Annotated in this window: 21 protein-coding genes; 8 read left to right on the top strand and 13 right to left on the bottom strand. The window is 72.5% G+C overall.

Going from position 1 to position 24,677, the window contains the following annotated elements; all coding sequences use genetic code 11:
- Position 1: 1 nt before the first annotated feature.
- Positions 2-769, bottom strand: coding sequence for an alpha/beta fold hydrolase (locus ACZ6TV_RS37015; RefSeq protein WP_465302833.1), 768 nt, complete (start codon positions 767-769; stop codon positions 2-4).
- Positions 770-958: 189 nt separating this feature from the next.
- On the opposite strand from ACZ6TV_RS37015, the gene ACZ6TV_RS37020 reads away from it, so the two are divergent.
- From ACZ6TV_RS37020 to ACZ6TV_RS37030, 3 genes are all read left to right on the top strand, one after another.
- On the top strand, positions 959-2,617 hold the full coding sequence (locus ACZ6TV_RS37020) for a hypothetical protein (RefSeq protein ID WP_465302835.1): 1,659 nt from the start codon (positions 959-961) through the stop codon (positions 2,615-2,617).
- A 134-nt stretch (positions 2,618-2,751) separates the two neighbouring features.
- Entirely contained in the window at positions 2,752-4,575 is a 1,824-nt protein-coding gene (locus ACZ6TV_RS37025; RefSeq protein WP_465302837.1) for a glycosyl hydrolase, read from the top strand.
- Positions 4,576-4,629: 54 nt separating this feature from the next.
- Positions 4,630-6,183 carry an RICIN domain-containing protein gene (locus tag ACZ6TV_RS37030; RefSeq protein WP_465302839.1) on the top strand — a complete coding sequence of 518 codons (1,554 nt, stop codon included), beginning with the start codon at positions 4,630-4,632 and terminating at the stop codon, positions 6,181-6,183.
- On the opposite strand, the gene ACZ6TV_RS37035 is transcribed toward ACZ6TV_RS37030, so the two are convergent.
- Complete coding sequence (locus ACZ6TV_RS37035; RefSeq protein WP_465302841.1) at positions 6,170-7,147, bottom strand: aldo/keto reductase; 978 nt, start codon at positions 7,145-7,147, stop codon at positions 6,170-6,172. The genes ACZ6TV_RS37030 and ACZ6TV_RS37035 overlap by 14 nt on opposite strands.
- Before the next feature lie 86 nt (positions 7,148-7,233).
- Positions 7,234-7,845, bottom strand: coding sequence for a flavodoxin family protein (locus tag ACZ6TV_RS37040; RefSeq protein ID WP_465302843.1), 612 nt, complete (start codon positions 7,843-7,845; stop codon positions 7,234-7,236).
- 78 nt (positions 7,846-7,923) lie between these two features.
- Here ACZ6TV_RS37040 and ACZ6TV_RS37045 point away from each other — a divergent pair, with 78 nt between their 5' ends.
- Positions 7,924-8,805 carry an aminoglycoside phosphotransferase family protein gene (locus ACZ6TV_RS37045; protein WP_465302845.1) on the top strand — a complete coding sequence of 294 codons (882 nt, stop codon included), beginning with the start codon at positions 7,924-7,926 and terminating at the stop codon, positions 8,803-8,805.
- A 52-nt stretch (positions 8,806-8,857) separates the two neighbouring features.
- On the opposite strand, the gene ACZ6TV_RS37050 is transcribed toward ACZ6TV_RS37045, so the two are convergent.
- Positions 8,858-9,508, bottom strand: coding sequence for a peptidoglycan recognition protein family protein (locus ACZ6TV_RS37050; protein WP_465302847.1), 651 nt, complete (start codon positions 9,506-9,508; stop codon positions 8,858-8,860).
- Positions 9,509-9,722: 214 nt separating this feature from the next.
- On the opposite strand from ACZ6TV_RS37050, the gene ACZ6TV_RS37055 reads away from it, so the two are divergent.
- Positions 9,723-10,451 (top strand): lysozyme, encoded by a 729-nt coding sequence (locus ACZ6TV_RS37055; RefSeq protein WP_465302849.1) that lies wholly within the window; start codon positions 9,723-9,725, stop codon positions 10,449-10,451.
- Positions 10,452-10,530: 79 nt separating this feature from the next.
- On the top strand, positions 10,531-11,298 hold the full coding sequence (locus tag ACZ6TV_RS37060) for an FkbM family methyltransferase (protein ID WP_465302851.1): 768 nt from the start codon (positions 10,531-10,533) through the stop codon (positions 11,296-11,298).
- Between the two features lie 4 nt (positions 11,299-11,302).
- Here ACZ6TV_RS37060 and ACZ6TV_RS37065 read toward each other — a convergent pair whose 3' ends face one another.
- From ACZ6TV_RS37065 to ACZ6TV_RS37085, 5 genes are all read right to left on the bottom strand, one after another.
- Complete coding sequence (locus ACZ6TV_RS37065; RefSeq protein ID WP_465302853.1) at positions 11,303-12,646, bottom strand: PASTA domain-containing protein; 1,344 nt, start codon at positions 12,644-12,646, stop codon at positions 11,303-11,305.
- 84 nt (positions 12,647-12,730) lie between these two features.
- Entirely contained in the window at positions 12,731-13,924 is a 1,194-nt protein-coding gene (gene metK, locus ACZ6TV_RS37070) for a methionine adenosyltransferase (RefSeq protein ID WP_465302855.1), read from the bottom strand.
- 44 nt (positions 13,925-13,968) lie between these two features.
- Positions 13,969-14,970, bottom strand: coding sequence for a beta-ketoacyl-ACP synthase 3 (locus ACZ6TV_RS37075; RefSeq protein ID WP_465302857.1), 1,002 nt, complete (start codon positions 14,968-14,970; stop codon positions 13,969-13,971).
- Positions 14,971-15,008: 38 nt separating this feature from the next.
- Positions 15,009-15,680 carry a PadR family transcriptional regulator gene (locus tag ACZ6TV_RS37080; protein WP_465302907.1) on the bottom strand — a complete coding sequence of 224 codons (672 nt, stop codon included), beginning with the start codon at positions 15,678-15,680 and terminating at the stop codon, positions 15,009-15,011.
- 93 nt (positions 15,681-15,773) lie between these two features.
- On the bottom strand, positions 15,774-17,048 hold the full coding sequence (locus tag ACZ6TV_RS37085) for an MFS transporter (protein WP_465302859.1): 1,275 nt from the start codon (positions 17,046-17,048) through the stop codon (positions 15,774-15,776).
- A 420-nt stretch (positions 17,049-17,468) separates the two neighbouring features.
- Between ACZ6TV_RS37085 and ACZ6TV_RS37090 the strand changes: the two genes are divergently transcribed.
- Complete coding sequence (locus tag ACZ6TV_RS37090; RefSeq protein WP_465302861.1) at positions 17,469-19,172, top strand: carbamoyltransferase N-terminal domain-containing protein; 1,704 nt, start codon at positions 17,469-17,471, stop codon at positions 19,170-19,172.
- Positions 19,169-19,456 (top strand): hypothetical protein, encoded by a 288-nt coding sequence (locus ACZ6TV_RS37095; RefSeq protein WP_465302863.1) that lies wholly within the window; start codon positions 19,169-19,171, stop codon positions 19,454-19,456. Before ACZ6TV_RS37090 ends, ACZ6TV_RS37095 begins: the two co-directional genes overlap by 4 nt.
- A gap of 68 nt (positions 19,457-19,524) precedes the next feature.
- Here ACZ6TV_RS37095 and ACZ6TV_RS37100 read toward each other — a convergent pair whose 3' ends face one another.
- The 4 genes from ACZ6TV_RS37100 to ACZ6TV_RS37115 are packed head-to-tail and all read right to left on the bottom strand — an operon-like array spanning position 19,525 to position 24,486.
- Complete coding sequence (locus tag ACZ6TV_RS37100) at positions 19,525-19,722, bottom strand: MbtH family protein (protein WP_465302865.1); 198 nt, start codon at positions 19,720-19,722, stop codon at positions 19,525-19,527.
- Between the two features lie 14 nt (positions 19,723-19,736).
- The gene (locus ACZ6TV_RS37105) at positions 19,737-22,310 is read right to left on the bottom strand and encodes a non-ribosomal peptide synthetase (protein WP_465302867.1); all 2,574 of its coding nucleotides are present in this window, start codon (positions 22,308-22,310) and stop codon (positions 19,737-19,739) included.
- A complete protein-coding gene (locus tag ACZ6TV_RS37110) occupies positions 22,310-23,038 on the bottom strand; it encodes an aspartate/glutamate racemase family protein (RefSeq protein ID WP_465302869.1) in 729 nt (242 codons plus the stop codon). Before ACZ6TV_RS37110 ends, ACZ6TV_RS37105 begins: the two co-directional genes overlap by 1 nt.
- Complete coding sequence (locus tag ACZ6TV_RS37115) at positions 23,035-24,486, bottom strand: NDP-hexose 2,3-dehydratase family protein (protein WP_465302871.1); 1,452 nt, start codon at positions 24,484-24,486, stop codon at positions 23,035-23,037. The genes ACZ6TV_RS37110 and ACZ6TV_RS37115 overlap by 4 nt, the downstream gene beginning before the upstream one ends.
- Positions 24,487-24,677 lie beyond the last annotated feature (191 nt).

Here is a 24,677-nt window from a genome sequence, read left to right on the forward strand (position 1 = left end):
CTCACGAGGCGGCGGCCCGGCGGATCGGCATGAACGTCGGTGCCGGCGGCCCGGCGAGGAACGTCGTGACCAGGCCGGTGCACAGCTCGGGCTTCTCCATCGGCAGCGTGTGCGAGGCGCCCGGGACGACGGCGAGCTCCGCGTCCGGCAGCCCGCGGTACAGCCGCAGCGTGTGCTCCAGCGACACCGCGTCGTCGTCGCCGACCATCACCAGCGTCCGGCACGGCACGCGCCGCAGGTCGGCCTCGGTCAGCGCCAGGTCGCCCGCCCGGGCCGACCCGGCGATCCGCTCGATGACCCGGACCAGGTGCCCGGGGCCTTCCGGCGTCACCTCGGCGTGCTGGTCGTAGATGACCTGCGGGACGTCCGCCGGCGAGGCCGGCGGCAGCAGCGTGCCGTCCTGGTGGAACGCGCCGCTGATCAGCACCAGCCGGGACACCAGGTCCGGCCTGGCGAGGGCGGCGAGCAGCGCGACCACGGCGCCCGCGCTGTAGCCGACCAGCGCCACGGGGTGGGGCGTGACGCGCTCCAGGAACGCGACCGTGTCCCGCGCCATCACCTGCGGGCTGAGCGGACCGCCCGGGTCGGCGGTGTGCCCGTGCCCGCGCCGCTCGGGCAGGTAGCAGTGGAACGATCCGGCGAGGGCGGCCAGGTTGCCGTCGAAGCAGCGGGTGTCGACGATCCCGCCGTGCAGCAGCACCACCGGCTCGCCTTCGCCGCGCTCCTCGTACCAGGTCCGCACCCCGTCGATCTCGACAAACGCCGCCACCGCGACCTCCCCGTCGTCCGCTGACCTTCGATCATGGCGGCCCCGGCCCGGTCCCGCTGACCCGCTGACCCGCCGGACCGTGGTGTCAGGCGGGCCGGGTCCGGAATCCGACTGTCCGCATCAGGCGGCGGCCCGGGACGTCTGCATCCCGGGAGCCGGAGCCACCGGCGCGGAGGGGGAGCGGGCGACATGAACTACTACTGCGACCGGTGCGGCTACGAGATGTACTACAGCGGTGCCATGAGCCAGACGGGAATGCCGTGCCGGGCCTGCCGGGTCGGACGGTACCGGCACGGGCAGCAGCCGGCCGGGTTCAGCACGAACGCCGAGCACTGGCCGGTGCCGCGTGGCCTGCCGGTGCCCGCCTTCGCCCCCCTGCACCAGGGGACGGTCCGCACGCCGGACTACTTCAACTACTTCGCCGGCGAGATGGGACGGCCCTATCAGGAGCTGCTCCGCAGGCACACCACGTACGTGGGCAAGCTGACCAACATCCTGGTCCAGGACCCGAAGCAGTTCGCGTGGCTCACGCCGTACACCGGCAACAAGCACAACCGGGCGTTCTTCACCCAGCTGCTGCTGGCCAAGGTCGCCCGCGCGAAGTTCGCCGACAACCAGGGGGTGCTGCCGCGGCTGATCGAGCCGTTCGTCGGCTCCGGGCAGGTCTTCCTCAACGCCTGCAAGTGGAGCACCGCGTTCAACCACGGCATGCCGCTGTTCACCTCCGTCGTCGGTGGCGACCTGAACCACTACGTCGTCGGCGTGTACCGCGGCATGCAGCAGGTCGGTGCCAAGTTCACCCGCCTGTACCGCACCTGGTCCTTCATGTGGGACCAGGACATGCCCGGCAACTACCAGCGGCTGCTGCACGACCTCAACACGAGCGGGCGGGCCGCGATGCTCAACCACGCCGCCGACCCGAAGGGTGCCCGGCTGGCCGCGTGCAAGTACATCTGGCTGGTCAACCGCTGCACCCGGGGCACGAAGCTCGCCCCGAACGGCGGGCTCGTCGCCAACCTCCGGCCGGACGCGGTGCACCGCGCGCTGGACATCAGGCGGCGGGAGACCAGGACGCTCGCCGCGATGCTGGACGTGGTGGAGCAGATCGACCTCGACGTCGAGCACCGCGACTTCCAGGTCACCTGCGCGAGCGCGACCCGGCAGGACATCGTCTTCATGGACTGCCCGTTCCCGCAGTTCAGCCTGGAGATTCCCGGCGACGGCGAGCCCCGCCCGGAGCAGTACGGCACGATCGCGGCCAACACCTACGGCACGCCGGGCGGCGACGGCCCCGGGTTTCAGACGAGCATCGTCAACACCGCCCTGCAGCTGGTCCGGCAGGGCACCACCGTCATCATGTGCAACTTCGCCAATCCCGGGCTGATCGTCGCCTACGCGAACCTGATCGGCAACGACCTCGCCCACGCCGGGCGCCGGCCGCTGATCTACACGTACCGCTCGCCGAGCACCCGCAACGAGGCGTACCAGCTGACGATCCTGCCCGGTGCCGGGAACCGGCAGGTGGAGCTGTGCCCGAACGACATCCGCGACGTGTGGCTGTCGGCCGGCGGCGACGACTACAAGGCCAACGAGTTCTTCCAGGCCGCGCCGCAGTGGACCCCGGCGGACAACCTGCATCAGCAGCGGTTCGACCAGGCGGAGCGGCGGCGCCAGAACGCTGAGCCCGCGTATGTCTTCGTCGACGACGTGGACGACGAGGAGGACTACTCCGACGCCGACGGGGTGATCGACCTCAGCGAGCTGCAGGGCGGCGGCCATGTGGAGGTCAGCGAGGACGAGAACGACGTGATGCTGCAGGAGAAGGACGAGGACTACGTGGACAAGTGAGCCGCTGCTCCTGAGATTGATCGATGTAACTTTCACGGGGGCGCGCCGGGTTTCGAAACGTTCCGGCGGTGACCTTGACCATGTTGGAATATGGCTCATAAAGTTCGACTCCGATCGATTTTGGGGGTCGTTCCATGCGCCGTCCGTTGTGGACACTGCTCGCCGCCGCCGTCCTGCTGCCCAGTCTCGTGGCCGTCCCGCCCGCCGTCGCGGTCGCGGTGGCGGCCACGAGCACGTACGAGGCGGAGACCGGTGTCCTGCAAGGGGTCGCCGTCACGAACGCCGTGGCGGGGTACTCCGGCAGCGGGTACGTCACCGGCTTCGACGACCCGGCCGACACCGTCACCATCACCGTCCCGGGCGGGGCGGGCGGGCTGTTCGACCTGACCGTGCGGTACCGGTCGCCGTTCGGGGACAAACAGACCCGCCTGCTGCTCAACGGCGCGCCCGCCGGGGACCTGCTGCTGCCGGGGACCGAGACGTTCGCCGGGGCGAGCGCCGGCCGGGTCCTGCTCGCGGCCGGCGACAACACCGTGGCGCTGCAGAGCAACTGGGGCTGGTACGAGATCGACGCCGTCCAGCTCACCCCGGCCCCGCCGCCGGCGCCGCACCAGGTGACCGGCGCGCTCACCGATCCGGCCGCGACCGCCGAGGCCCGCTCGCTGATGGGCTACCTCGCCGGGCACTACGGCCGGGACCTGCTCTCCGGGCAGCAGGACATGGCCGGCGTGCAGTGGCTGGAGGCCAACGTCGGCAAGGCGCCCGCCATCGCCGGGCTCGACCTGATGGACTACTCGCCCAGCCGCACCGAGCGCGGCGCCACCTCCCAGGCCGTCGAGGAGGCCCTCGCCTGGGACGCCCGGGGCGGCATCACCACGCTCGTCTGGCACTGGAACGCGCCGAGCGGCCTGATCGACCAGCCGGGCAAGGAATGGTGGCGGGGCTTCTACACCGACGCGACCACGTTCGACGTCGCCGCCGCGCTCGCCGACCCCGCGGGGGCCGACCACCGGCTGCTGCTGCGGGACATCGACGCCATCGCCGCGCAGCTGCTGCGCCTGCAGCAGGCCGGCATCCCGGTCCTGTGGCGGCCGCTGCACGAGGCGGAGGGCGGCTGGTTCTGGTGGGGCGCGAAAGGACCGGGCCCGGCGAAGCAGCTGTGGCGGCTGATGTACGACCGGCTGACCCGCCAGCACGGGCTGCACAACCTGATCTGGGTGTGGAACTCGGTGTCGCCGGACTGGTACCCGGGCGACGACGTCGTCGACGTGGTCAGCTTCGACTCCTACCCGCAGGCGGGTGACCACGGCCCGGTCAGCGGCACCTACGACCGGCTGCGCGCCCTCGGCGGCGACCGCAAGCTCGTCGCCCTCGGTGAGGTCGGCTCGATCCCGGACCCGGCGCTGACCCGGGCGTACCGCGCGGACTGGAGCTGGTTCGTCACGTGGGGCGGCGGCTTCCTCACCGACGGGCAGTCCAACTCCCTGGACTTCCTGCGCCGTGTCTACGCCGACCCGAACGTCATCACCCTCGACGAGGTCGGCGACTTCAAGCACCAGACCCGCACCGGGACGATCGGCGCCCCCGGCGGCAGGTGCGTAGACGCGGCCGGCGGCGTCTCCGCCAACGGCACGCCGGTGATCCTGTGGCCCTGCAACGGCACCGCGGCGCAGCGGTGGACCGTCCACAGTGACCGGACGGTCCGCGCGCTGGGCAGATGCCTGGACGTCGTCTCGACCCGCGCGACCGACTGGGGCACCCGGCGGGGGACGCCGGTGCAGCTGTGGGACTGCTGGGGCGGGCCCATGCAGCAGTGGGTGCCGCAGCCGGACGGCAGCCTGCGCAACCCGGCCTCCGGCCGGTGTCTGGACGTGCCGGGCGGCGACACCCGCCCCGGGGTGCGGCTGCAGATCTGGGACTGCAACCACCTGCCGCCGCAGGTGTTCCGCCTGCCGTGACCGTCGTGACCGCTCAGTCGTGACCGCTGTGTCCTGCTGCTTTTTGGAGGAACCGTGCGTGGACTGCCCCGCAGGACCGTCGTCCGGGCCGGTGCGCTCGCCGTGCCGACCGTTGCCGCGCTCGGTGCCGGTACAGCGGCCGCGGCGGCACCGTTGCCGGAGATGACCCGGCCGCTGAACCTGGACAGCACGCCCGACGCCGTCGGCATGTGCTACTCGGTGTGGCTCGGTCTCGCCGTCGGTGTCGGGCAGCCCATCTACGACAACACCGACATCCTGCGGCAGGCGGCGGCGAGCGGGCAGCCGCCGCAGTGGGGGCCGGTGCCGTGGTGGCACCACTGGGGGCGGCCCGCCGGCGGGTACTACCGCAGCGACGACCGGGCCGTGCTGGACCGGCACTTCCAGCAGCTCAGCGACGCCCGGGTCGACTTCATCGTGGTGGACGCCACCAACTGCAGCGGCTACGGCGGCTACGACACCCTGTTCACGCACCCGGTCGACGTCCTGCTCGACCAGATGCGGGTGGCCCGCGGCGCCGGCCGGCGCACCCCGCACGTCGTGTTCTGGGTCGGCAGCTGGGCCAGCTCCGGCGACGCGTCCGCGGTGGCCCGGTTCGTCTGGGACCGGTACTACGCCTCGCACGCCAACGACCACCTCTTCGCCTGGTACCAGGGCAGACCCCTGCTGCTCTTCACCGAGACGCTGCCGCAGCAGGTCGCCGACCGCTTCACGCTGCGCAAGATGTGGGGACTGCAGGGCAGCCTGCCGCAGCGCGAGTGGTCGTTCCTGCAGGCCTACCCGCAGCAGGTGGCGATGGACGGCGGGACCGCCGAGCAGCTGGCCGTGTGCACCGCGCTGCAGCGGTCGTACATGTCGGACCCGGCCACCGCGATCGGCCGCCGCGGCGGCGTGACGCTGCAGGAGCAGTGGCGGCGGGCGTTCCAGGTGCGGCCGAAGGTGACGATCCTGACCTGGTGGAACGAGTGGATCGCGCAGCGGTTCCTGGACGGCAGCGGCAACACCCGGTTCGTCGACAACTACGACTCCGCCTACAGCCGCGACCTGGAGCCGCAGGACCCCGGGCAGGTGGGCGGCAACGGCGACCGGTACCACCGCTGGACGGCGCGCTACATCGCCGCGTACAAGGACCACGCCGCCTTCCCGGAAGGGCTCACCGACACCGGCGGTGGCTGGTCGGCCCTGGTCAACCGGCACTCGGGGAAGGTCCTGGACGTGTCGGAGGTGTCGCAGGCGCCCGGCGCGCGGGTGTGGCAGTGGCACGCCACCGGCGGCGGCAACCAGCAGTGGCGCTTCGTCGACAACGGCGACGGCTGGTCCCGGCTGCAGGTGCAGCACAGCGGCAAGGTCCTCGCGGTCTCCGGCATGTCACAGGCCAACGGGGCCTGGGCGACGCAGTGGGACGACAACGGCACCGCCGATCACCTGTGGCGCCGCATCGACCGCGGCGACGGCTGGTTCGTGCTGCAGAACCGGCACAGCGGCAAGGTCCTGGCCGTCGACGGCATGTCGCTGCAGGACGGCGGCCAGGTCACCCAGTGGGACGACAACGGCACCGCCGACCACCTGTGGCGTCTCACATCCGGATGACCTGCGGCTGGTACGGCTCCTCGAGGTGGGCGACCTGCCGGTCGGTGAGCCGTACGTCCACCGCGGCGACCGCGTCGAGGACGTGCCGCTGCGTGGTGGCACCGACGATCGGCGCGGTCACCCCCGGCCGGCTCAGCAGCCAGGCCAGGCCGACCTGCGCCGGCGGCAGGTCCAGCTCCGCGGCGACCTCGGCCACCCGGCCCAGGATCCGCTCGTCGCCGCGCCCGTACAGCGACGCCTGACGGCCGGCGTCGTCGCCGCTCGCGCGGGCCGTGCCGGTCCCCGCCGACCCGGCGCGGGCGATCAGCCCCCGTGCGAGCGGGCTCCACGGGATGACGCCGACGCCCTGGTCACGGCACAGGGGCAGCATCTCCCGCTCCTCCTCGCGGTAGAGCAGGTTGTAGTGGTTCTGCATCGAGGCGAACCGGGTCCACCCGTGCCCGGCGGCGGTGTGCTGCGCCTTCGCGAACTGCCAGGCGGCCATGCTGGACGCGCCGATGTAGCGGGCCTTGCCGGCGCGGACCACGTCGTGCAGGGCCTCCATCGTCTCCTCGACGGGCGTCCCGTCGTCCCACCGGTGGATCTGGTACAGGTCCACGTGGTCGGTCCCGAGCCGGCGCAGCGACGCGTCGACGGCGGCCAGGATGTGCTTGCGCGACAGCCCGCGGTCGTTCGGTCCGGCGCCCATCGGGAAGTACACCTTCGTGGCGAGCACGTAGTCGTCCCGGCGCGGGAAGATCCTGCCCAGGACCCGCCCGGTCACCTCCTCGCTCGTGCCGCCGGAGTACATGTCGGCGGTGTCGAAGAACGTGACCCCGGCGTCGGCGGCCCGCCGCACGAGCGGCTCGGCGGCGTCCTCGGTGAGCACCCAGTCGCTGCCCTTGCCGGGGTCGCCGAAGCTCATCATCCCGAGACAGATCCTCGAGACCTTCAGCCCTGTCCCGCCCAGCCGCACGTACTGCATCCGTCCCCACCCCCGGTCCCCGAAACGTCGATCACCCCGATCCTATGCGGACGGGCGCGGACACCGCCGGGTTCGGGCCGCCGGTGTCAGTTCGACGGTTCGTACGGGGAAGCGTCGAGCAGCCGGGCCAGGTGGGCGGCGTTCGCGGCGAGGGTCTTCGTCGCGGCGCCCGTGGTGTCGGGCTTCGGGCCGGCGTCGTTGTAGTCGACCTTCCGCATCGCCTCGCCGACCCAGTACGTGCCGCCGGCCGCGGGGATGGTGAAACCGACGTCGTTGAGGGCCTGGAACACCTCGGCGGTCACGTGGTGGGCGCCGTCCTCGTTGCCGACGACCGCGACCACGGCGACCTTGCCGTACGTCAGCAGCCGGCCCTGCCCGTCGGTCTCGGACAGCTCGGCGTCCAGGCGCTCGAGGACCACCTTGCACACCGACGCCGGCTGACCCATCCAGATCGGGGTGGCGACGACGAGGATGTGCGCGTCGAGGAGCTTCGCGCGGATCCGCGGCCAGGCGTCGCCATCGCCCTCGTCGGTCGAGACGCCGAACCGGACGTCGTGGTCGGCGACCCGGATCACCTCGCCGTCCACGTCGTGGTCGGCGAGCGCGGCCAGCACCTCCCGGCCCAGTTGCTCGGAGCTCGACGGCGCGGGGGACCTCTTCAACGAACACACGAGCACGAGCGCGCGGAGGGTCGGCATGACCGCACGTGTACCCGGCCGCCGTCCGGCGAACCAAAATCGGTTGCCGGCGAGGCGCCGGCGGTGCGACGTTGCGGTGTGGACATTCCGGTGCCGGATCGGCGGCTCGTCGACGTCGGGCTCGTGCGGCGGCTGGTGGCCGGGCAGTTCCCGCGGTGGGCGCGGCTGCCGGTGCGGCCCGTCGACCGTAGCGGCTGGGACAACCAGACGTTCCGGCTCGGCGAGCACCTGTCGGTGCGGCTGCCGACCGCCGCGGAGTACGCGCAGGCCGTCCACAAGGAACACCGCTGGCTGGGAGTGCTCGCACCGCAGGTGCCGCTGCCCATCCCGGCCCCGGTGGCGCTCGGCGAGCCGGCGGCCGGGTTCCGCTTCCAGTGGTCGGTCTACGAGTGGATTCCCGGGCAGCCCGCCGGGCCGGACGGCATCGCCGACCTGACCCGGTTCGCGACCGACCTGGCCGGCTTCCTCGTCGCGCTGCGGCACGCGGAGCCGGGCGGCGGCCCCGGACCCGGCCTGCACAACTGGTTCCGCGGCGGCCCGCTGCAGGTGTACGACGCACAGACCCGCCGGGCGATCGACGCGCTCGACGGGCACGTGCCCCGTGCCACGGTGACCGGCATCTGGGAGGCGGCGCTGCGAGCCACCTGGGACGGCCCGCCGGTGTGGTTCCACGGCGACGTGGCGCCCGGCAACCTCCTCGTCCGTGACGGCACCCTGTCGGCGGTCATCGACTTCGGCACCTGCGGCGTCGGTGACCCCGCCTGCGACCTGGCGATCGCCTGGACCCTGTTCTCCGGTGAGAGCCGTGCCGCGTTCCGCGAGGCGGTGGACGTCGACGCCGGGACCTGGGCCCGCGGCCACGGCTGGGCGCTGTGGAAGGCGCTGATCGTCTACGCGGGCGGCGACCCGGCCGCCGCGCGCGTCGTCGACGAGGTGGTCAGCGAGTACTCATCGGGCTGACCGGCCGGCTGCCGGCCCCGCAGCGCGGCAGGTCCGGGTACGAGCCGATCACCTACGGTGCGGACAGGCGGGCGGCGACGGCCGAGCGCAGTTCCGGGAGCCGGTCGTGCAGCAGGCCCGGGCACTGGGTGTTGTTGAAGTCCTTGTGGCCGTAGATCTCGGTGGCCGGGATGCCGTACTGCCGGCAGGTGAAGGCGCAGAACGCGACGAGGCTGTTCCACTGCGCGGCGGGCGGCTGCTCGGTGAGGTAGGTGCCCTCGTTCTCGATGCCGATGGCCTGGTCGTTCTGGCCGACGCAGTGCGCGCCCTGGACCATGGTCTGGCTGTGCAGCAGCGCGTACAGGCTGCCGTGCCGGCCCTCGGTGAGCCAGCCGCCGCGGCTGTTGGTGAAGTGCTGCCCGCTGTCGATCCAGCCGTTGCCGTCCATGTGCAGGTTCTGGATCTCGCGGGAGTCGGCGAAGGCGTGTGCCTGCGAGAAGTCGTTGGAGTTGGCCAGGGCGGTGTGGTGCACCACGATCTTGTTGGGCTTGTGCTGGACGATGGTGAGCGCGCCGGACGGCGGGCGGGCACCCCATGCGCCGCAGCTGGCGATCGAGGGCTGTTCGACGGCGGCGAAGGCGGCGTCGGTGCTGGCGAGCAGCGCCGCGGCGCCGCCGAGCAGGACGGCGCCGCGCAGGGCGCCGCGACGGGTGAGACGAGCCATGCGAGCTCCCGGTGCTAAGTTACCGCTTCCATTGAGGTTCGTAAACTTCCTGCAGCGCGGCACATTACACCTGCTCAGCGGCGTCTGTCTATCGATCTGAGTCACTGCAAATTTCTCGCGGAGTTCGACGGATACCTATTGAAAGTTTCCGACACCCGTGAGCTAATCGGCGAAGCTAAATGCCACAACCCCCTCCCCGGAGCAAGGAGGCACCGTGTCCATCCGACGACTCGGCGCACTGGCGGCGCTGACCCTGGCCACCGCCCTGGTCGCTACCGCCCTCACCGGCAGCCCCGCCTCGGCCGCCACCGTGACCTACGGCCAGGACGTCTCGGGCCACCAGGGCAACGTCAACTGGTCGGCGCAGTGGAGCGCCGGCTCACGGTTCGCGTACATCAAGGCGACCGAGGGCACCTACTACACCAACCCCTACTTCGCCCAGCAGTACAACGGCTCCTACAACGTCGGCATGATCCGGGGCGCGTACCACTTCGCGATCCCGAACGGTGGCGGCGGCGCCGCACAGGCCGACTACTTCGTCGCGCACGGCGGCGGCTGGTCCAAGGACGGCAAGACCCTGCCCGGCGCCCTGGACATCGAGTACAACCCCTACGGCGCGACCTGCTACGGGCTGTCCCAGGCGAGCATGGTCAGCTGGATCCGGGCGTTCCTGAACCAGTACCACACCCGCACCGGCCGCTGGGCGACCATCTACACCACCACCGACTGGTGGGTGACCTGCACCGGCAACTACAGCGGCTTCTGGGCCAACTCGCCGCTGTGGCTCGCCCGGTACAGCAGCAGCCCCGGCACCCTGCCGGCCGGCGCGCCGACGTGGTCGTTCTGGCAGTACTCCAGCACCGGCCCGTTCGCCGGCGACTCCAACCAGTGGAACGGCGCGCTGGACCGCCTCAAGGTCCTGGCCTGCAACGGCCCCTGCTGACGGCGATCAAGATTCCCCGCAGAGCCTGGTGATCCCACCAGAGTTCTGCGGGGAGTCTTGCAGGATGACGACGCACAGCATGCGATTGCCGGACGGCAGGACGGTCTGGAGCCTCAACCGCAGCGAGACCGACTACCTGTACCGGGAGATCTTCACCGACCAGGTCTACCTGCACCCGGACGGCTTCGACCTGCCCGCCGCCCCGGTCGTCGTGGACGCCGGCGCGAACATCGGGCTGTTCAGCCTCTTCGCCGCCGACCGCTGGCCGGGCGCGACCGTGCACGCGTTCGAGCCGGCGCCGGAGGTGTTCGAGGTGCTGCGGCGCAACGCGGCCACGGTGCCCAGCGTCTGGCCCCACCGGGTCGCGCTCGGCGAGTACCCGCACCACACCCAGCTGCGCTACTACCCGCAGTACACGATGATGAGCGGCATCGACGCCGAACCTGAGGCGGACCGGGCGCTGGTGCGCACCTATGTCGAGAACACCTCCGCCGACCTGGAGCCCGAGCTGCGCGCGGTGGTGCTCGGCCGGCTCGACGAGATGCTCGACGGCCGCTTCGAGCAGCGGCTCGTCGACTGCCGGGTCGACACGCTGCCCGGCGTCGTGGCGGCGCACGGGCTCACCCGCATCGACCTGCTGAAGATCGACATCGAGGGCGCCGAGCTGGCCATGCTGCGCGGCATCGACGACGCGACCTGGGGCCTGGTGCGCAACGCCGTCGTCGAGGTGGCCGGTGACCTGGCCCAGGTGGAGAAGCTGTTCGCCGCGAACGGGCTGCGGACCACGACGGTGCAGCTGCCGGAGTACCGGGGGACCGACCTGCACCTGCTCTACGCGACCCGCTGACGCCTCAGCTCTTGCAGCCCGACGAACCGGTCGGTTCGCCGTACTTGACGACCTCCACGGTGACCCGGGTGTCCTTCGCGGCGGCCGTCCCGGCCTTGGGGGACTGCGCCACGACCAGCCAGTTGCGGTCCAGGACCTGCCGCCGCCCCTGCGACGTGTGGTCCTTGGAGTCGCTGGGGTAGCCGGCGGCCTTGAGCTTGTCCTGCGCCTCCTGCAGGTTCATGCACATGACGTCGGGCACCGTCCCGCTGTCCCCGGCGCCGCCCTCGCCGTCCGACGGCTTGCGCACCCGCAGGGTGAGCTCGGTGTTGGCGTGCACGGTGGTGCCCTCGGCGGGCGTCTGCGACGCGACGACCCAGTTCTTCGGGTCGAGGACCCTGCGGTCCTGGCCGGTGTCGTCGACGAGGTGCACGTTGCGCAGGCCGAGCTGGTTGAGCCTGGTCTGCGCGTCCGGCAGCCGGCTGCCCTTGAGGCCGGGCATCTTCGCGTCGAACTGCGACGCCTTCGGCGCGGCCTTGTTGCTCCAGTCGTGCTGCAGCGGGTGCAGTGCGCACGACGCGAACGTGCTCAGCGTCAGGCAGCCGTTGGAGTCGAACTTGACCACGCCCCAGGTGATCGCGGCGAGCGCCACCCACTCGAAGACCCCGCCGAGCAGCTGTGCGCCGACGAGCCGGCCGCCCGCGCCGAGCATGAACGGCGGGTCGGCGACGACCGGGTAGGCGACCCCGGCGGCCCGGTGCTCGACGACCAGGCGGACGGTGCCGCCGTGCACCTCGTAGTGCGACGGGACGAGCTTGCCCTTGGCGTCGTACGCCCACGACGGCGGGACCGCGCCGACGGTCTTGTCCTTCGAGCGCAGCACGACGCCGCCGTGGGCGAGCTGCGCGGTGGCGCCGGAGACGGTGGTGTCGAACGACGTCGGCGCGCTCGCGTCCTTCACGACGTAGAAGATGCGCGCGGCGTCCGGGGCGAGGAGCTGCTCGGCGACGTCGGTGCCGGCGACGGCGTCGCGGAAGACGACGACGCCCTTGGCCGCGGTGCCGCCGCTGCCCTTCCCCGTGCTGCGGGCGGTGAGCGTGACACCGCCGTCGCGCAGGACGAGGCCCTGGCCGAGGTCGTCGGTGACGCGCGAGGACGTCGAGCGCTGCGAGACCGACAGGCTGTGCTCGTCGGCCTTGACCGGCCGGTCGCCGGACTGGTCGAGCACGTCGGCGAAACTCCGTGGTGGCTTCGCATACGCCGGGACGCCGGTGGTCGCCTCACCCTTCTCGGGGGTGCAGGCGGAGGTGGCGGCGAGCGCCAAGCACAGGGCAACGGTCAGGAATCGACGTGTCTCGCTGCGACCCATGAACGCAGTGTGCCTGACGCCCGCCACACACGGCTACAGTGTGCGCACGTACGGGTGGTGCCTTCTGGTGAAAGCACCAGACCCTCAAGACGTGGCGGCCGCCTTCAGCGCGTCGGCCCGCTCGGTGCTCTCCCACGTGAACTGCGGCAGCTCCCGGCCGAAGTGCCCGTAGGCGGCGGACTCACGGTAGATCGGCCGCAGCAGGTCCAGGTCCCGCACGATCGCGGCCGGCCGCAGGTCGAACACCTGCCGGATGGCGGCCTCGATCCGCTCGACCGGGACGGTCTCGGTGCCGAACGTCTCCACGAACGTGCTCACCGGCTGGGCGGTGCCGATGGCGTAGGCGACCTGCACCTCGCACCGCTCGGCCAGCCCGGCGGCCACCACGTTCTTGGCGACCCAGCGCATCGCGTACGCCGCGGACCGGTCGACCTTCGACGGGTCCTTGCCGGAGAACGCGCCGCCGCCGTGCCGGGCGTAACCGCCGTAGGTGTCGACGATGATCTTGCGGCCGGTCAGGCCGGCGTCGCCCATCGGACCGCCGACCTCGAAGCGGCCGGTCGGGTTGACCAGCAGGCGGTAGCCCTCGTGCTCCAGGCCCAGCGCCCGCAGCTCCGGGTCGACGACGTTGGCCTTGATCTCCGGGGTGAGCAGCCCGTCGAGGTCGACGTCGCCGGCGTGCTGGGTGGACACCACGATCGTGTCGACCCGGACCGGCCGGTGCCCGTCGTATTCGACGGTGACCTGGGTCTTGCCGTCGGGCCGCAGGTACGGCATGGTGCCGTCCTTGCGCACCGCGGCCAGCCGCCGGGCGAGCCGGTGCGCCAGGGCGATCGGCAGCGGCATCAGCTCCGGCGTCTCCGTGCACGCGAAGCCGAACATCATGCCCTGGTCGCCGGCGCCCTGCCCGTCGAGCTCGTCGGCGGCGTCGCCGGTCCGCCGCTCCAGGGCCGTGTCGACGCCCTGCGCGATGTCGGGCGACTGCGCGTCCAGGGACACGCTGACGCCGCAGGAGGCGCCGTCGAAGCCCTTCACGGACGAGTCGTAGCCGATGCCGAGGATGACGTCCCGCACGATCGCCGGGATGTCGGCGTACCCGGACGTGGTCACCTCACCCGCGAGGTGGACCTGGCCGGTGGTGATGAGGGTCTCGACCGCGACCCGGCTGTGCGGGTCCTGGGCGAGCAGCGCGTCGAGGACGCCGTCGCTGATCTGGTCGGCGATCTTGTCCGGGTGACCTTCGGTGACCGACTCGGACGTGAACAGTCGTCTGGTCATGCAATCTCCTTGGGAGGGGACCGACAATGTGAGGTGCCGGGGGGTCAGGAGGGCAGTTCGACGACGAGGGCCGCGTAGGACAGCCCGGCGCCGAAGCCGGTCAGCAGGGCGGGCCCTGCCGGTGGGGGCGCGTCGCCGGTCAGCATGGCGTGCAGCGCGAGCGGGATCGACGCCGCCGACGTGTTGCCGGTCAACACGACGTCCCGGGCGACCCGCACGGAGCCGGGCAGCTTCAGCGCGGACGCGAGCTTGTCGATGATGCGCAGGTTGGCCTGGTGCGGCACGAACGCGACCAGGTCGGTCACGTCGAGCCCGGCCGCGTCGACGGCGGCGCGGGCGGTCGGCGCCACCTGCTGGATCGCCCAGCGGAACACCTCCTGCCCGGCCATCCGCATCGTCGGCCAGTAGTCGGGCTTGTCACGGACCGCGAGCCACGAGTCGGTGTGCGCGATGAGACCGCTGCGGGCGCCGTCGGAACCCCAGACGACCGGCCCGATGCCCGGACTGGTGGCGGGGCCGAGGAGCACCGCACCGGCGCCGTCGCCGAACAGGAACGCGGTGGAGCGGTCCCGCGGGTCGATGATGTCGGTCATCCGCTCCGCGCCGATGACCAGCGTGTACCCCGCCGTGCCGGCCCGCACGAGCGCGTCGGCGACGGCGAGACCGTGGCAGAACCCGGAGCAGGCGGCGCCGACATCGAGCGCGGCGGCGGCCACGGCACCGGCCCGGTGCGCGATCTCCGGCGCGATCGGCGGCGACTGCTGCAGGTTGGACATCGACGCGACGATCACCGTGTCGACCCGCTCCGCGGGGACCCCGGCGAACGCGAGGGCGTCCCTGGCGGCGGCGGCCGCCATGCTCGCGATGGTCTCGTCCGGCCGCGCGTGGCGGCGCGAGACGATCCCGGACCGTTGCCGGATCCACTCGTCCGAGGAGTCGATCGGCCCGCAGACCTCGTCGTTGCTCACCACTCGGTCGGGCCGGTAGGCGCCGATCCCGAGCAGCCGGGTGCCACCCGGAGGACGGTTGGTCAGGACGACAGGCATGCGGCTCCTCGATTGCTGCGGACGGCTGGTGCGGCGGGTCAGGCCGGCGCGGTTGCGCGGTTGCCCGTCGCGGGGCGGGGCCGCGGGCGGGGATCATGACCCGCCCGCGTGCCCTCCAGTGTGTCCGGTGCCGCTTCGCCGAGCTCGGCGGGTGCGTCCGGCAGCAGGTCGGCGTCGTGCACGCCCATCCCGTCCTCGATGCGGTCGGCGATCTCCATGCACCAGTCCGCCTCGCACTCGAACCACCGCAGGGCCCGCTCCAGCTGCCAGTCGACGTGCTCGGGCCGGCCGACGGCGCCGTCGTCGAGGTCGCGGCGCTGCTGGTCGGCGAACGACCAGAGGATCCCGGCGCGGGTGCGCAGCGCCCGGATCGCCTCGGCGCGGGGCAGCGACGGCAGGAACGACAGCGCCGACAGGAACGGGTCGCTGGGCAGCTGGTACTGCCACCAGTACCGCCGCAGCAGCACCCGGAACTCGCGCACCCCGGCCGGGGTGGTCCGGTAGGTGGTGCGCTCGGGCCGGCCGCCGTTGCGCTCCGTCTCCACCGGCTCGAGCAGGCCCTCCTGCGTGAGCTTGCGCAGTGCGTGGTAAACCGATCCCGCGGGGACGCTCATCGCTGGTCTTCCGTCGTACGCCAACAGGCCGCGGCGGATGTCATGACCGTGCACGGGCTGGAGCGATGACACCAGGCCGAGCACCATGAGTCGCATGGTCGACACCGGCGGAGCATAGCCAGCGATCCGGCCCGTCCGACGGGATTCCGGGACAGACCACACAACGTGTGGCATGGCGCCAGACTGTGATCATTTGCCGGCGGGAGTGACGTGCCTGGCCCGCAGCGGGGTGAGCAGCCCGGCGGCGACCACCGCCAGGAACGATACCCCCACCGCGATCAGCGGCCCGTGCACCCCCACGGTCGCCACCGCGGCGGTGAGCACCAGGGCGCCGACCGGCCCGAACGCGTGGTGGACCATCCAGAACCCGGCGGTCACCCGGCCGAGCAGATGATCAGGGGTCACGGTCTGGCGCAGCGAGGCCGAGCTGATCGCGGCCATCGTCTCCCCGAACGCGAACGCCACCGCCGCGACCAGCACCACCACCAGGTTGAACACGAGCCCCGCGGCGAGGATGGCGACCCCGCACGCGAGGTACGCGGCCAGCCACGCCGGGCCGAAGCCCATCCGGCGGCGGACCGCCGGGGTGATCACCGCGGCCACGATCGAGCCGACGCTGGCCGCGCCGAGCAGGGCGCCGACGATCCGGTCGCCCTGGCCGAGGTCGTGCCGCACGTAGTAGATGAAGACGTCGACCAGGCCCAGACTGAGGAAGGTCACCGGGGTGTACAGCAGGGTGATGGCCCGCAGCACCGGCGTCCGCCACAGGAACCGCACCCCGACGGCCAGGTCCCGCCACACGGCCTTCGGCCCGGCGGCCGCCGCGGGCTCGCCGGCCGCCGGGTCCGGGTCGCCGGTCGGCGGGCGCAGCCGGATCAGCAGCAGCCCCACCACGGACACGCCGAACGTCGCGGCGTCCACGGCGATCGCGGTCACCGGCCCGGCCAGCCCCGCGATCAGCCCCGCCGCCATCGGCCCGAGCACGTAACCGGCGCCGTAGGTGGCCTGCAGCCGGCTGTTCGCGGCGGTGATCTGCTCCCGCGCGACGATGTTCGGCACCGCCGCGGAGCAGGCCACGTCGAAGACCATCTGGAACACGGCCGCCGCCGCGATCACCGGATACAGCAGCCAGACGTGCTCGCCGGCCGTCCACCACACCGCCGGCACGGTCGCGTACAGCAGCAGCCGGGCGAGGTCGCACCAGATCATCAGCCGCCGCCGGTCGACCCGGTCGACGAGGACGCCCGCGAACAGGCCGCTGGCGACGGTGCCGGCCCCGGACAGACCGGTGATCAGCCCCATCTGCGCCACCGAGCCGGTCGCGTGCAGCACCAGCAGCGGGATCGCGACGAGCGAGAACGAGCTGCCGAGCGTCGAGAGGGCCTGCACAGCCCAGAAGATGCCGAAGTCGCGGTTGCGCCGCAGTGGCACCGGCTGGAGCACGTCGATCCCGGACACAGTCATTCGGCGCGCCTCGCCCGTCCCCGTCGGCAGCTGTCGGGGGCTGACGATACCGTCGCCGCGGGCCGGGCAGGGCCTTCCGCGGCGATGCGGGGGACCGGACTGGCGATTCGCCTAGTGCTGCCGCCGGTGTCTTGAGCGGGTCCGCCGAGCTGCGGTCTGATGGCCGCATCGTGTTCCCGCCGGGCCGGGGTGACGCCCCGGCGGGGCACGAGGGGTGCCAGGCCGGTCACCTGCTCCGTGCGGTGGTCGGCCGAGCCGTGTCCTCGCCGGCGGCGCCACGCGACGAGCTGCGCCGGCCTGTGCCGCGGCCTAGCAATTTCCCAAGCTCGGAGCCGTTCCAATGGTCCTGGTCGGCGGTGCCGCACGCCGGGCGACCTTCCCAAACGACACGCACCGAGCGGCACGGCACAGGAGGCCTACGTGATCACAGCCGGGCTCAAATTCACCCAGAGCGGCGGGATCGCCCTGATCGACGGCGACCGGCTCGAGTTCAACATCGAGATGCAGAAGCTCGACAACAACTCCCGATACAGCAACTTCGACGACCTGCAGCTGGTGCCGCGGATCCTCGCCGACTACGGCTACCAGGTGTCCGACGTGGACCACTGGGTCGTCGACGGCTGGGACGGCGCCCGCAACGGGCACATCAAGGTGCAGACCGTCGCCGGGGCCGTCGACCTGACCGTCGCGCCCTACCGGGAGACGCCCGCGGTGCCCGACCCGGGCCGCCCCGCCCACCGCGGCGAGCTCAACATCGACGGCACCGTGCGCCCGTTCACCAGCTTCGTGCACGTCGCCAGCCACCTGTCGGTCGCCTACAGCACCAGCCCGTTCGCCGTCCGGCAGGAGCCGTCGATGGTGCTCGTCTGGGACGGCGGCTGCTTCCCCCGGCTGTACTGCGTCGACGGCCAGGGCCGCATCGAGCCCGGCGGCGAGGTCTTCCCGCTGATCGGCCACACGTATTCGATGGCGTCGCAGCACTGGGGTCCCTACGCGCGGCGGGACAAGTCCCGCAACGTCGACGACCTGTCGGTGGCCGGCAAACTGATGGCGTACATCGCCTACGGCACGGCGAACGACGCGGTGAAGGGCATCCTCGCGGAGCGGTTCCACGAGCACTTCGAGGCCGACACCGAGCGGGTCCGGCAGTACCGCGCCGCCATCATCGGCTGCGGCAGCAACGGCGAGCCGTCGCACGGCTACGTCCACGCGTTCCTGACCGACGTCGCCGCCGACGTGGCCCGCATCGGCGTCGGCGACGACGACGTGCTCGCCACCGTCCACCAGTTCCTCGAGGAACTGCTGATGGAGCGGGTCACGGCGAAGATCCGGGCATGGAAGGGCGACTCGCCCTGGAACCTGTGCTTCGCCGGCGGCTGCGCGCTGAACATCAAGTGGAACAGCGCGCTGCGCGGCCACCCGATGATCAAGGCGATGTGGGTGCCGCCGTTCCCGGACGACTCGGGCTCGGCGATCGGCACGGCGTGCGCGCACCTCGGCGTCACCGGCGGCCTGCGCGCCATCGACTGGCACGTGCGCTCCGGCCCGCGCCTGCAGCCCACGCCGCAGATCCCGGACGGCTGGTCCGCGTCGCCGTGCACCCCGGCGGAGCTGGGCCGGCTGCTGCACACCACCGGCGCGCCGGTCGTGGTCCTCAACGGCCGTGCCGAGCTCGGCCCGCGTGCCCTCGGCGGCCGCAGCATCCTCGCCGCCCCGGTGGACCCGGCGATGAAGGACAAGCTCAACGACATCAAGCGGCGCGAGCCGTTCCGCCCGGTGGCGCCGATCTGCCTGGAGGAGCACGCTCCGGAGATCTTCTCGCCGGGGACGCCCGACCCGTACATGCTGTTCGAGCACGACGTGCGGCCCGCCTGGGTCGACCGCATCCCGGCGGTGCTGCACCTGGACGGCACCGCGCGGCTGCAGACCGTGAGCCCCGCGACGGACCCCGACCTGACCGAGATCCTGCGGGCGTACCACGAGGTCAGCGGCGTCCCGGTGCTGTGCAACACGAGCGCCAACTTCAACGGCAGCGGCTTCTTCCCCGACGTCGCCACCGCGATCGGCTGGGACAAGGTCGACATGGTGTGGGAAGAGGGCACGCTGTACCGGCGGGCCACGTGACCGCGCCGCCCGCGCTGCTGCCGCCCGTGCCGTCGCCGGACCCGCTGGACTCCGCGGACTCCCTGGACTCCCTGGACTCTCTGGACTCCCTGGACGATGCGGCCCTGCGGCACGCCGCCCAGCTGCTGGACGAGCTGCGGGGGGTCGTGCAGGTCGCCAGGTGCAGCGGCGCCGGGCGGGTCGGCCGCATCGAGGACGCCCTCGCCCAGGCGCGCGCCGTGTCCGCGACGCTGCGCACCGCCCTGATCAGTGCCCGGGACCGGTCCGCCACCCCCTCGGACTGACCGCACCGGCGCACGACGAAAGGGCCGGCACCCCCTTCCTCCGGGGGGTGCCGGCCCTTTCGGCCTGCTCAGGCGGTGTGCGCCGGGACGGACTCGCGCAGGCTGCGCGGACGCAGGTCGGTCCACACCTCACCGATGCGGGCGAGGCAGGCGGCGCGGCTGCCGATCGTGCCCTCGTCGCGCCAGCCCGGCGGGTTCATCATGTCCGAGGGCATGATGGAGTACTGCTCCTCGTCGTTGCGCACGACCCGGAAAGCGTCGTTCATCCTCGGGATCCTCCTCAGACCGCCGCGACGGCGGCGTCGTCTTCCACGGGCGCGGTCAGCTCGGCGATCAGCGCCGCCTCCACGACCGCGGCGAACGCGCCGGCGGTCTGGTGATCGAGGACCGCGCGGACCGGCACGTCGATCTCCAGGGTCGCCTTCATGCGGGCGATGAGCTGGGTGATGAGCAGCGAGTGGCCGCCGAGGTCGAAGAAGTTGTCGTCGAGCCCGACCTGGTCGACCTCCAGCAGCTCCGCCCAGGTCGCGGCGATCGCCTTCTCGGCCGCCGTCGACGGCGCCACGTACGGCGGGCGGGCCGGCCCGTCCTCGCCGGGCTCGGGCAGGGCCCGCCGGTCCAGCTTCCCGTTGGCGGTCACCGGCAGCTCGTCCAGGGTGATCACGTGCGCCGGCACCATGTACGCGGGCAGCAGCGTGGCGACGTGCTCGCGGACGTCGCGCGGGTCCGGGTAGAGGCCCGGCTCCGGCACCACGTAGGCGACGAGCTGCGCGCCGGCGCGGGCGCCGTGGACCGTGGCGACGGCGGTCGCGATCCCGGGCAGCGTCGCCAGGGCCGCCTCGACCTCGCCGAGCTCGATGCGGAAGCCGCGGACCTTGACCTGCTGGTCCTGGCGGCCGAGGAACTCGATGGTGCCGTCCGCCCAGTACCTGGCCCGGTCGCCGGTGCGGTAGAGCCGCGCGCCGGGCCGCCCCGACAGGTGGTCGGGGATGAACTTCGCCGCGGTGAGCTCGGCGTCGCCGTGGTAGCCGAGCGCCAGGCAGTCGCCGCCGATGTACAGGTCGCCGGGCGCGCCGACCGGGGCGGGACGCAGCGCGGCGTCCAGCACGTAGTAGTGGGCGTTGGCGATGGGGCGGCCGTAGGGCACGCTCGTCCACGCCGGGTCGACGGCACCGACGGGGAACGAGTTGGACCAGATCGCGGCCTCGGTCGCCCCGCCGAGCGCGACGACCTCGCAGCCGGGGAACGCGCCGCGCACGGCGTCGGGCAGCGTCAGCGGCACCCAGTCGCCGCTGAGGAACACCAGGCGCAGCCGGCTCTCGGTGCTCGCCGCGCGCAGCGCGAACAGCGGCTCCAGCTGCTGCAGGGCGGCCGGCGCGGAGTCCCAGAAGGTGATCGGCTCACTGTCCAGGATGGACAGCAGTCGCTGCGGGTCGCGCACCTCGGCGTCCGAGGCGACCCGGATGCTGCCACCCGCGGCGAGGACGCCGAAGACGTCGTACACCGACAGGTCGAAGCCGAGCGAGGTGATGAACAGGACCCGGTCGGCGGGACCCATCGCGTGCGTCTCGTTGACCCAGTCGATGAGGTTCACCACCGGGGCGTGCGTCAGCACGACACCCTTCGGGGTGCCGGTCGAGCCGGACGTGAAGATGACGTAGGCGATGTCGGTGTCGCGGGCGGGTCGCGGCGTGGCGTCGGCCTCGGCGAGCCCCCAGCTGCCGGCGGGTCCCTGATCGGGGGCGCCGAGCCACAGCACCTCACGGACCGTGGGCACGGGCTCGGTCACGGCGCGCACCGTGGCCAGCGCGGCGGGATCGGTCAGCACGACCGGCACGCGCAGCGTCTGCAGCAGCCCCCGGATGCGTTCCACCGGCTGTGCCGGGTCCATGGGGGCGTAGGCGGCGCCGGCCTTGAGCACGCCGAGCAGCGCCACCACCGTCTGCACGGTCCGGGACAGGTGCAGGGCGACGTAGTCGCCGGGGCCGACGCCGGCGGCGGCGAGGCGGCGGGCGAGGCGGCCGGCGGCGGCGTCGAGCTCGGCGTAGGTCAGCCGGTCGGCGCCCTGCAGCACGGCGACCGCGTCGGGGGTCAGCGCGGCCTGCCGCTCGAACAGCTCGTGGATGCGCCGGCCGGGCTCCCGGGGGGTGCCGGTGGCGTTCCACTGCCGGACCGCTCGGTGCAGCTCGAACTGCGACTGCGGGCCGACGTCCCGCAGCCGCGCGGTGACCGGCGCGGCGGCGATCGCGGCGAGGAGCTGGCTGGCGTGCACCAGCAGCAGCCGCACGTCGTCCTCGGTGAGCAGGTCGGCGGGCGCGCTCAGGCGCAGCCGCGCTTCGGTGCCGTCCAGGTCGACCTGCAGCTGCACCAGGTCCACCGGGTCCGGGCCGGGGGCGCCGCAGCGCACGAGGGTGTCGAAGAGCGGGACGTCGGCGGCGACCCCGGACGCGTCGGCGAGCTGCTCCGCGGGGAGCCCGGCGTGCTGGACGTTGGCGGTGTACTGCCCGGCCGCGTCCCGCAGGTGCGCCGACAGCAGCCGGGCCGGGACGGGCCTGACCCGCACCGGCACCGCGTCGGTGGTGTCGCCGTCGACGAGCGCGCCGTGCACGACGTCGTCGGTGCCGGACTGCACGGCCAGCAGCAGCCCCCACGCGGCCACGACGAGGTCCTGCGGGCGCAGCCCGGTGCGGTCCGCGACGGCGGCGAGCGCGGCGGTCTGCGCGGCGTCCCAGCCGATCGACGCGGCGTGCACCGTCCCGGCGGGCCGGTGCGCCGAGCGCCGCGGCGTCAGCCTGGTCGGCTCCTCGAAGTCCTGCAGGAGGTCCCGCCAGTATTGCGAAGCGGTGGGCAACATCAGTCAGTCTCCTCGTCGTCCGTCAGTTTCCTCAGGCCGGTGGCGATGCCGAGCAGGGGATCGAGCACGACCGGCCCCCCGCCGTGCGTCCGCGTCCAGCGGGTGACCAGGTGCATCTCGGTGCAGCCGGCGATGACGCCCTGACAGTCGAAGCGGTCCGCCAGGCGCTGGAACCGGTCCGCCAGCGCGGCGCTGACCGGTTCGCGTTTCAGCCGGTAGAGCAGGTAGTGGATCTCGTCCTGGGCGTCCGGCGGCGGCAGCACGACCCGGTGCGCGACCGCCGCCCAGTGCGGCGAACGCTCGAAGGTGCGCACCTTGCGGGTGCCGGTCGTGGCCAGCATCAGGAAGCGTCCCTCGCCGGCCACGTCCAGCTCGGCGAAGACCGCGTCGACGACGGAGATCAGCCGGTCCCGCAGGTCCGGGGCGAGCCGGTCGACCAGGTGGTGGGCGGTGACGCAGGTCATCACGACCCGGGTCGCGCCGAGCCGCACGAGGGCCTCGATGCGGTCGGAGACCAGCCGGGTCAGCTCCTCGGTGCGGCCGGACAGGATCGCCTCGGTCCGGTCCGGCATCGCCGGGTCCGAGTCGAGCAGGCAGCGCGGCAGCTGCTGCTCCGCCGTCGGGGCGACCTGCTCGACCGCGACCTCATAGACGGTCTGCAGGAAGGCCGCCGAGGCGAGCGGCCCCATGCCCCCGAGAATGCCGAGGACGGCGGGTGCCGCCTTCACCACAGGGTGTGCAGGCAGGCGAGGAGGCTGCGGGCCTCGACGTTGAGGCAGTTGCCGAAGCGCAGCAGCGTCATCAGCTGGTGGACGGTGAGCCACATGAAGTTCGGCGGCGGCGTCGCCGGGAACGTGTCCTCGACCTCGATGATCTGGTAGCGGTTGAGCGCGTGCAGGAAGCGGCCGCCCTCCTCCGACAGCATCGTGTCGAAGCGGATCTGCCGCTGCGGCGCGTCCAGCACGTAGTCCAGGAACTGGGGCCGGTGCGCGGTCGGCAGCGTCCGGAACGTCTGCGGCGTGCAGTGCACCGTCGGCGCGGCCTCCACGATGTCCAGCGCACCGGCGGCCGGCCGGGCCTGCAGCAGCACGTGCAGCACGCCGTCGATCCGCCGGACCAGGAACGCGAGCAGGCCCGGCGCCGCGGGCCGCAGCAGCGGCTGCATCCACGCGCCGACCTCGCGGTCCTTGGCCCGCACGTCGACGCCCACGATGCTGAAGTAGCCGCCGTTGACGTGGGCGATCTCGTCGGTGCCGCGGTGCCAGCCGGCGGTGTCCAGCAGCGGGATGCGGCGCTGGGTCAGCTCGAAGCGGGCCTTGTTCTCCGTCAGCCAGCTGATCGCGTCGGTCACCGTGTGCACGGTCGACGCCTCCGGGTCCACGGACCGGATCAGCGCGGCGCGGAACGGGTCCTCGCCGCCGGTGCCGTCGGGCCGGGCGAACGGCATGATGGACAGCACGGTCCGGGCGTCCATGTTGACGACGTCGTCGAGCTGCAGCAGCTCCTGCACCTGGCCGACGGTCATCCAGCAGAAGCCGGGCAGGACCTCCACGTCGTCCTCGGCCGCCGCCTCCACGACGATGTTGCGGTTGCGCTTGTGCAGGAACCAGCCGCCCTGCTCCGACTGCAGCGAGTCGGCGACCACCCGGCCGCGGCGGGGCGCGACGAAGTGCTCCAGGTAGGGGATCGCGCGGCCCTGGTGCACCCGCATGTAGTTGCTGCGGGTGGCCTGCACGGTCGGGGAGAGCTGCACCAGGTTGCGGTTGCCGGGCTCCATCTTCGCCTGCATCAGGCAGTGCAGGACCCCGTCGAACTCCTTGACCAGGATGCCGAGGATGCCGATCTCGCGCTGCACGATGATCGGCTGCGTCCACGTCGGCACACGGAACGGCCGCAGGCCGACCTCGAGACCCTCGATGGTGAAGAACCGTCCACTGTGGTGCACCAGGTTGCCGGTGTCGTCGGTGAAGCGCCAGCCCTGCAGCTTGTCGAAGGGGACGCGTTCCACGGCGTACGCCTGCAGCTCCCGCTGCTCGGCCAGCCACTGCAGGCACTGTGCGGCGGTCAGGAAACGGCCCTCGGCGCCCGCCGACGCGGTGAACCGCTCGGCGAGCGCCAGGCCGCCGGCTCCGGCGGGCACCCGGCTCCGGTCGAGCAGTGAAGACAGTGAGTTCATGCGCCACCTCCCGGGCCCGCGGCCGCACGGCTGCGGGGCATGGCGCGGCGACCGGCTCCACCACGCCGATCGCACGCTACGACGCCTGCGGTGGCGTGGCAGCGGATGCACAGCACTACTGGTCGTCTTCACAGTCTTGGCCCCGCATCTCGGCCTGCTCTAAGGAATCCACCAGCGCGGACGGTGTTAGA

This window comes from Dactylosporangium sp. NPDC051087 (assembly GCF_055586325.1).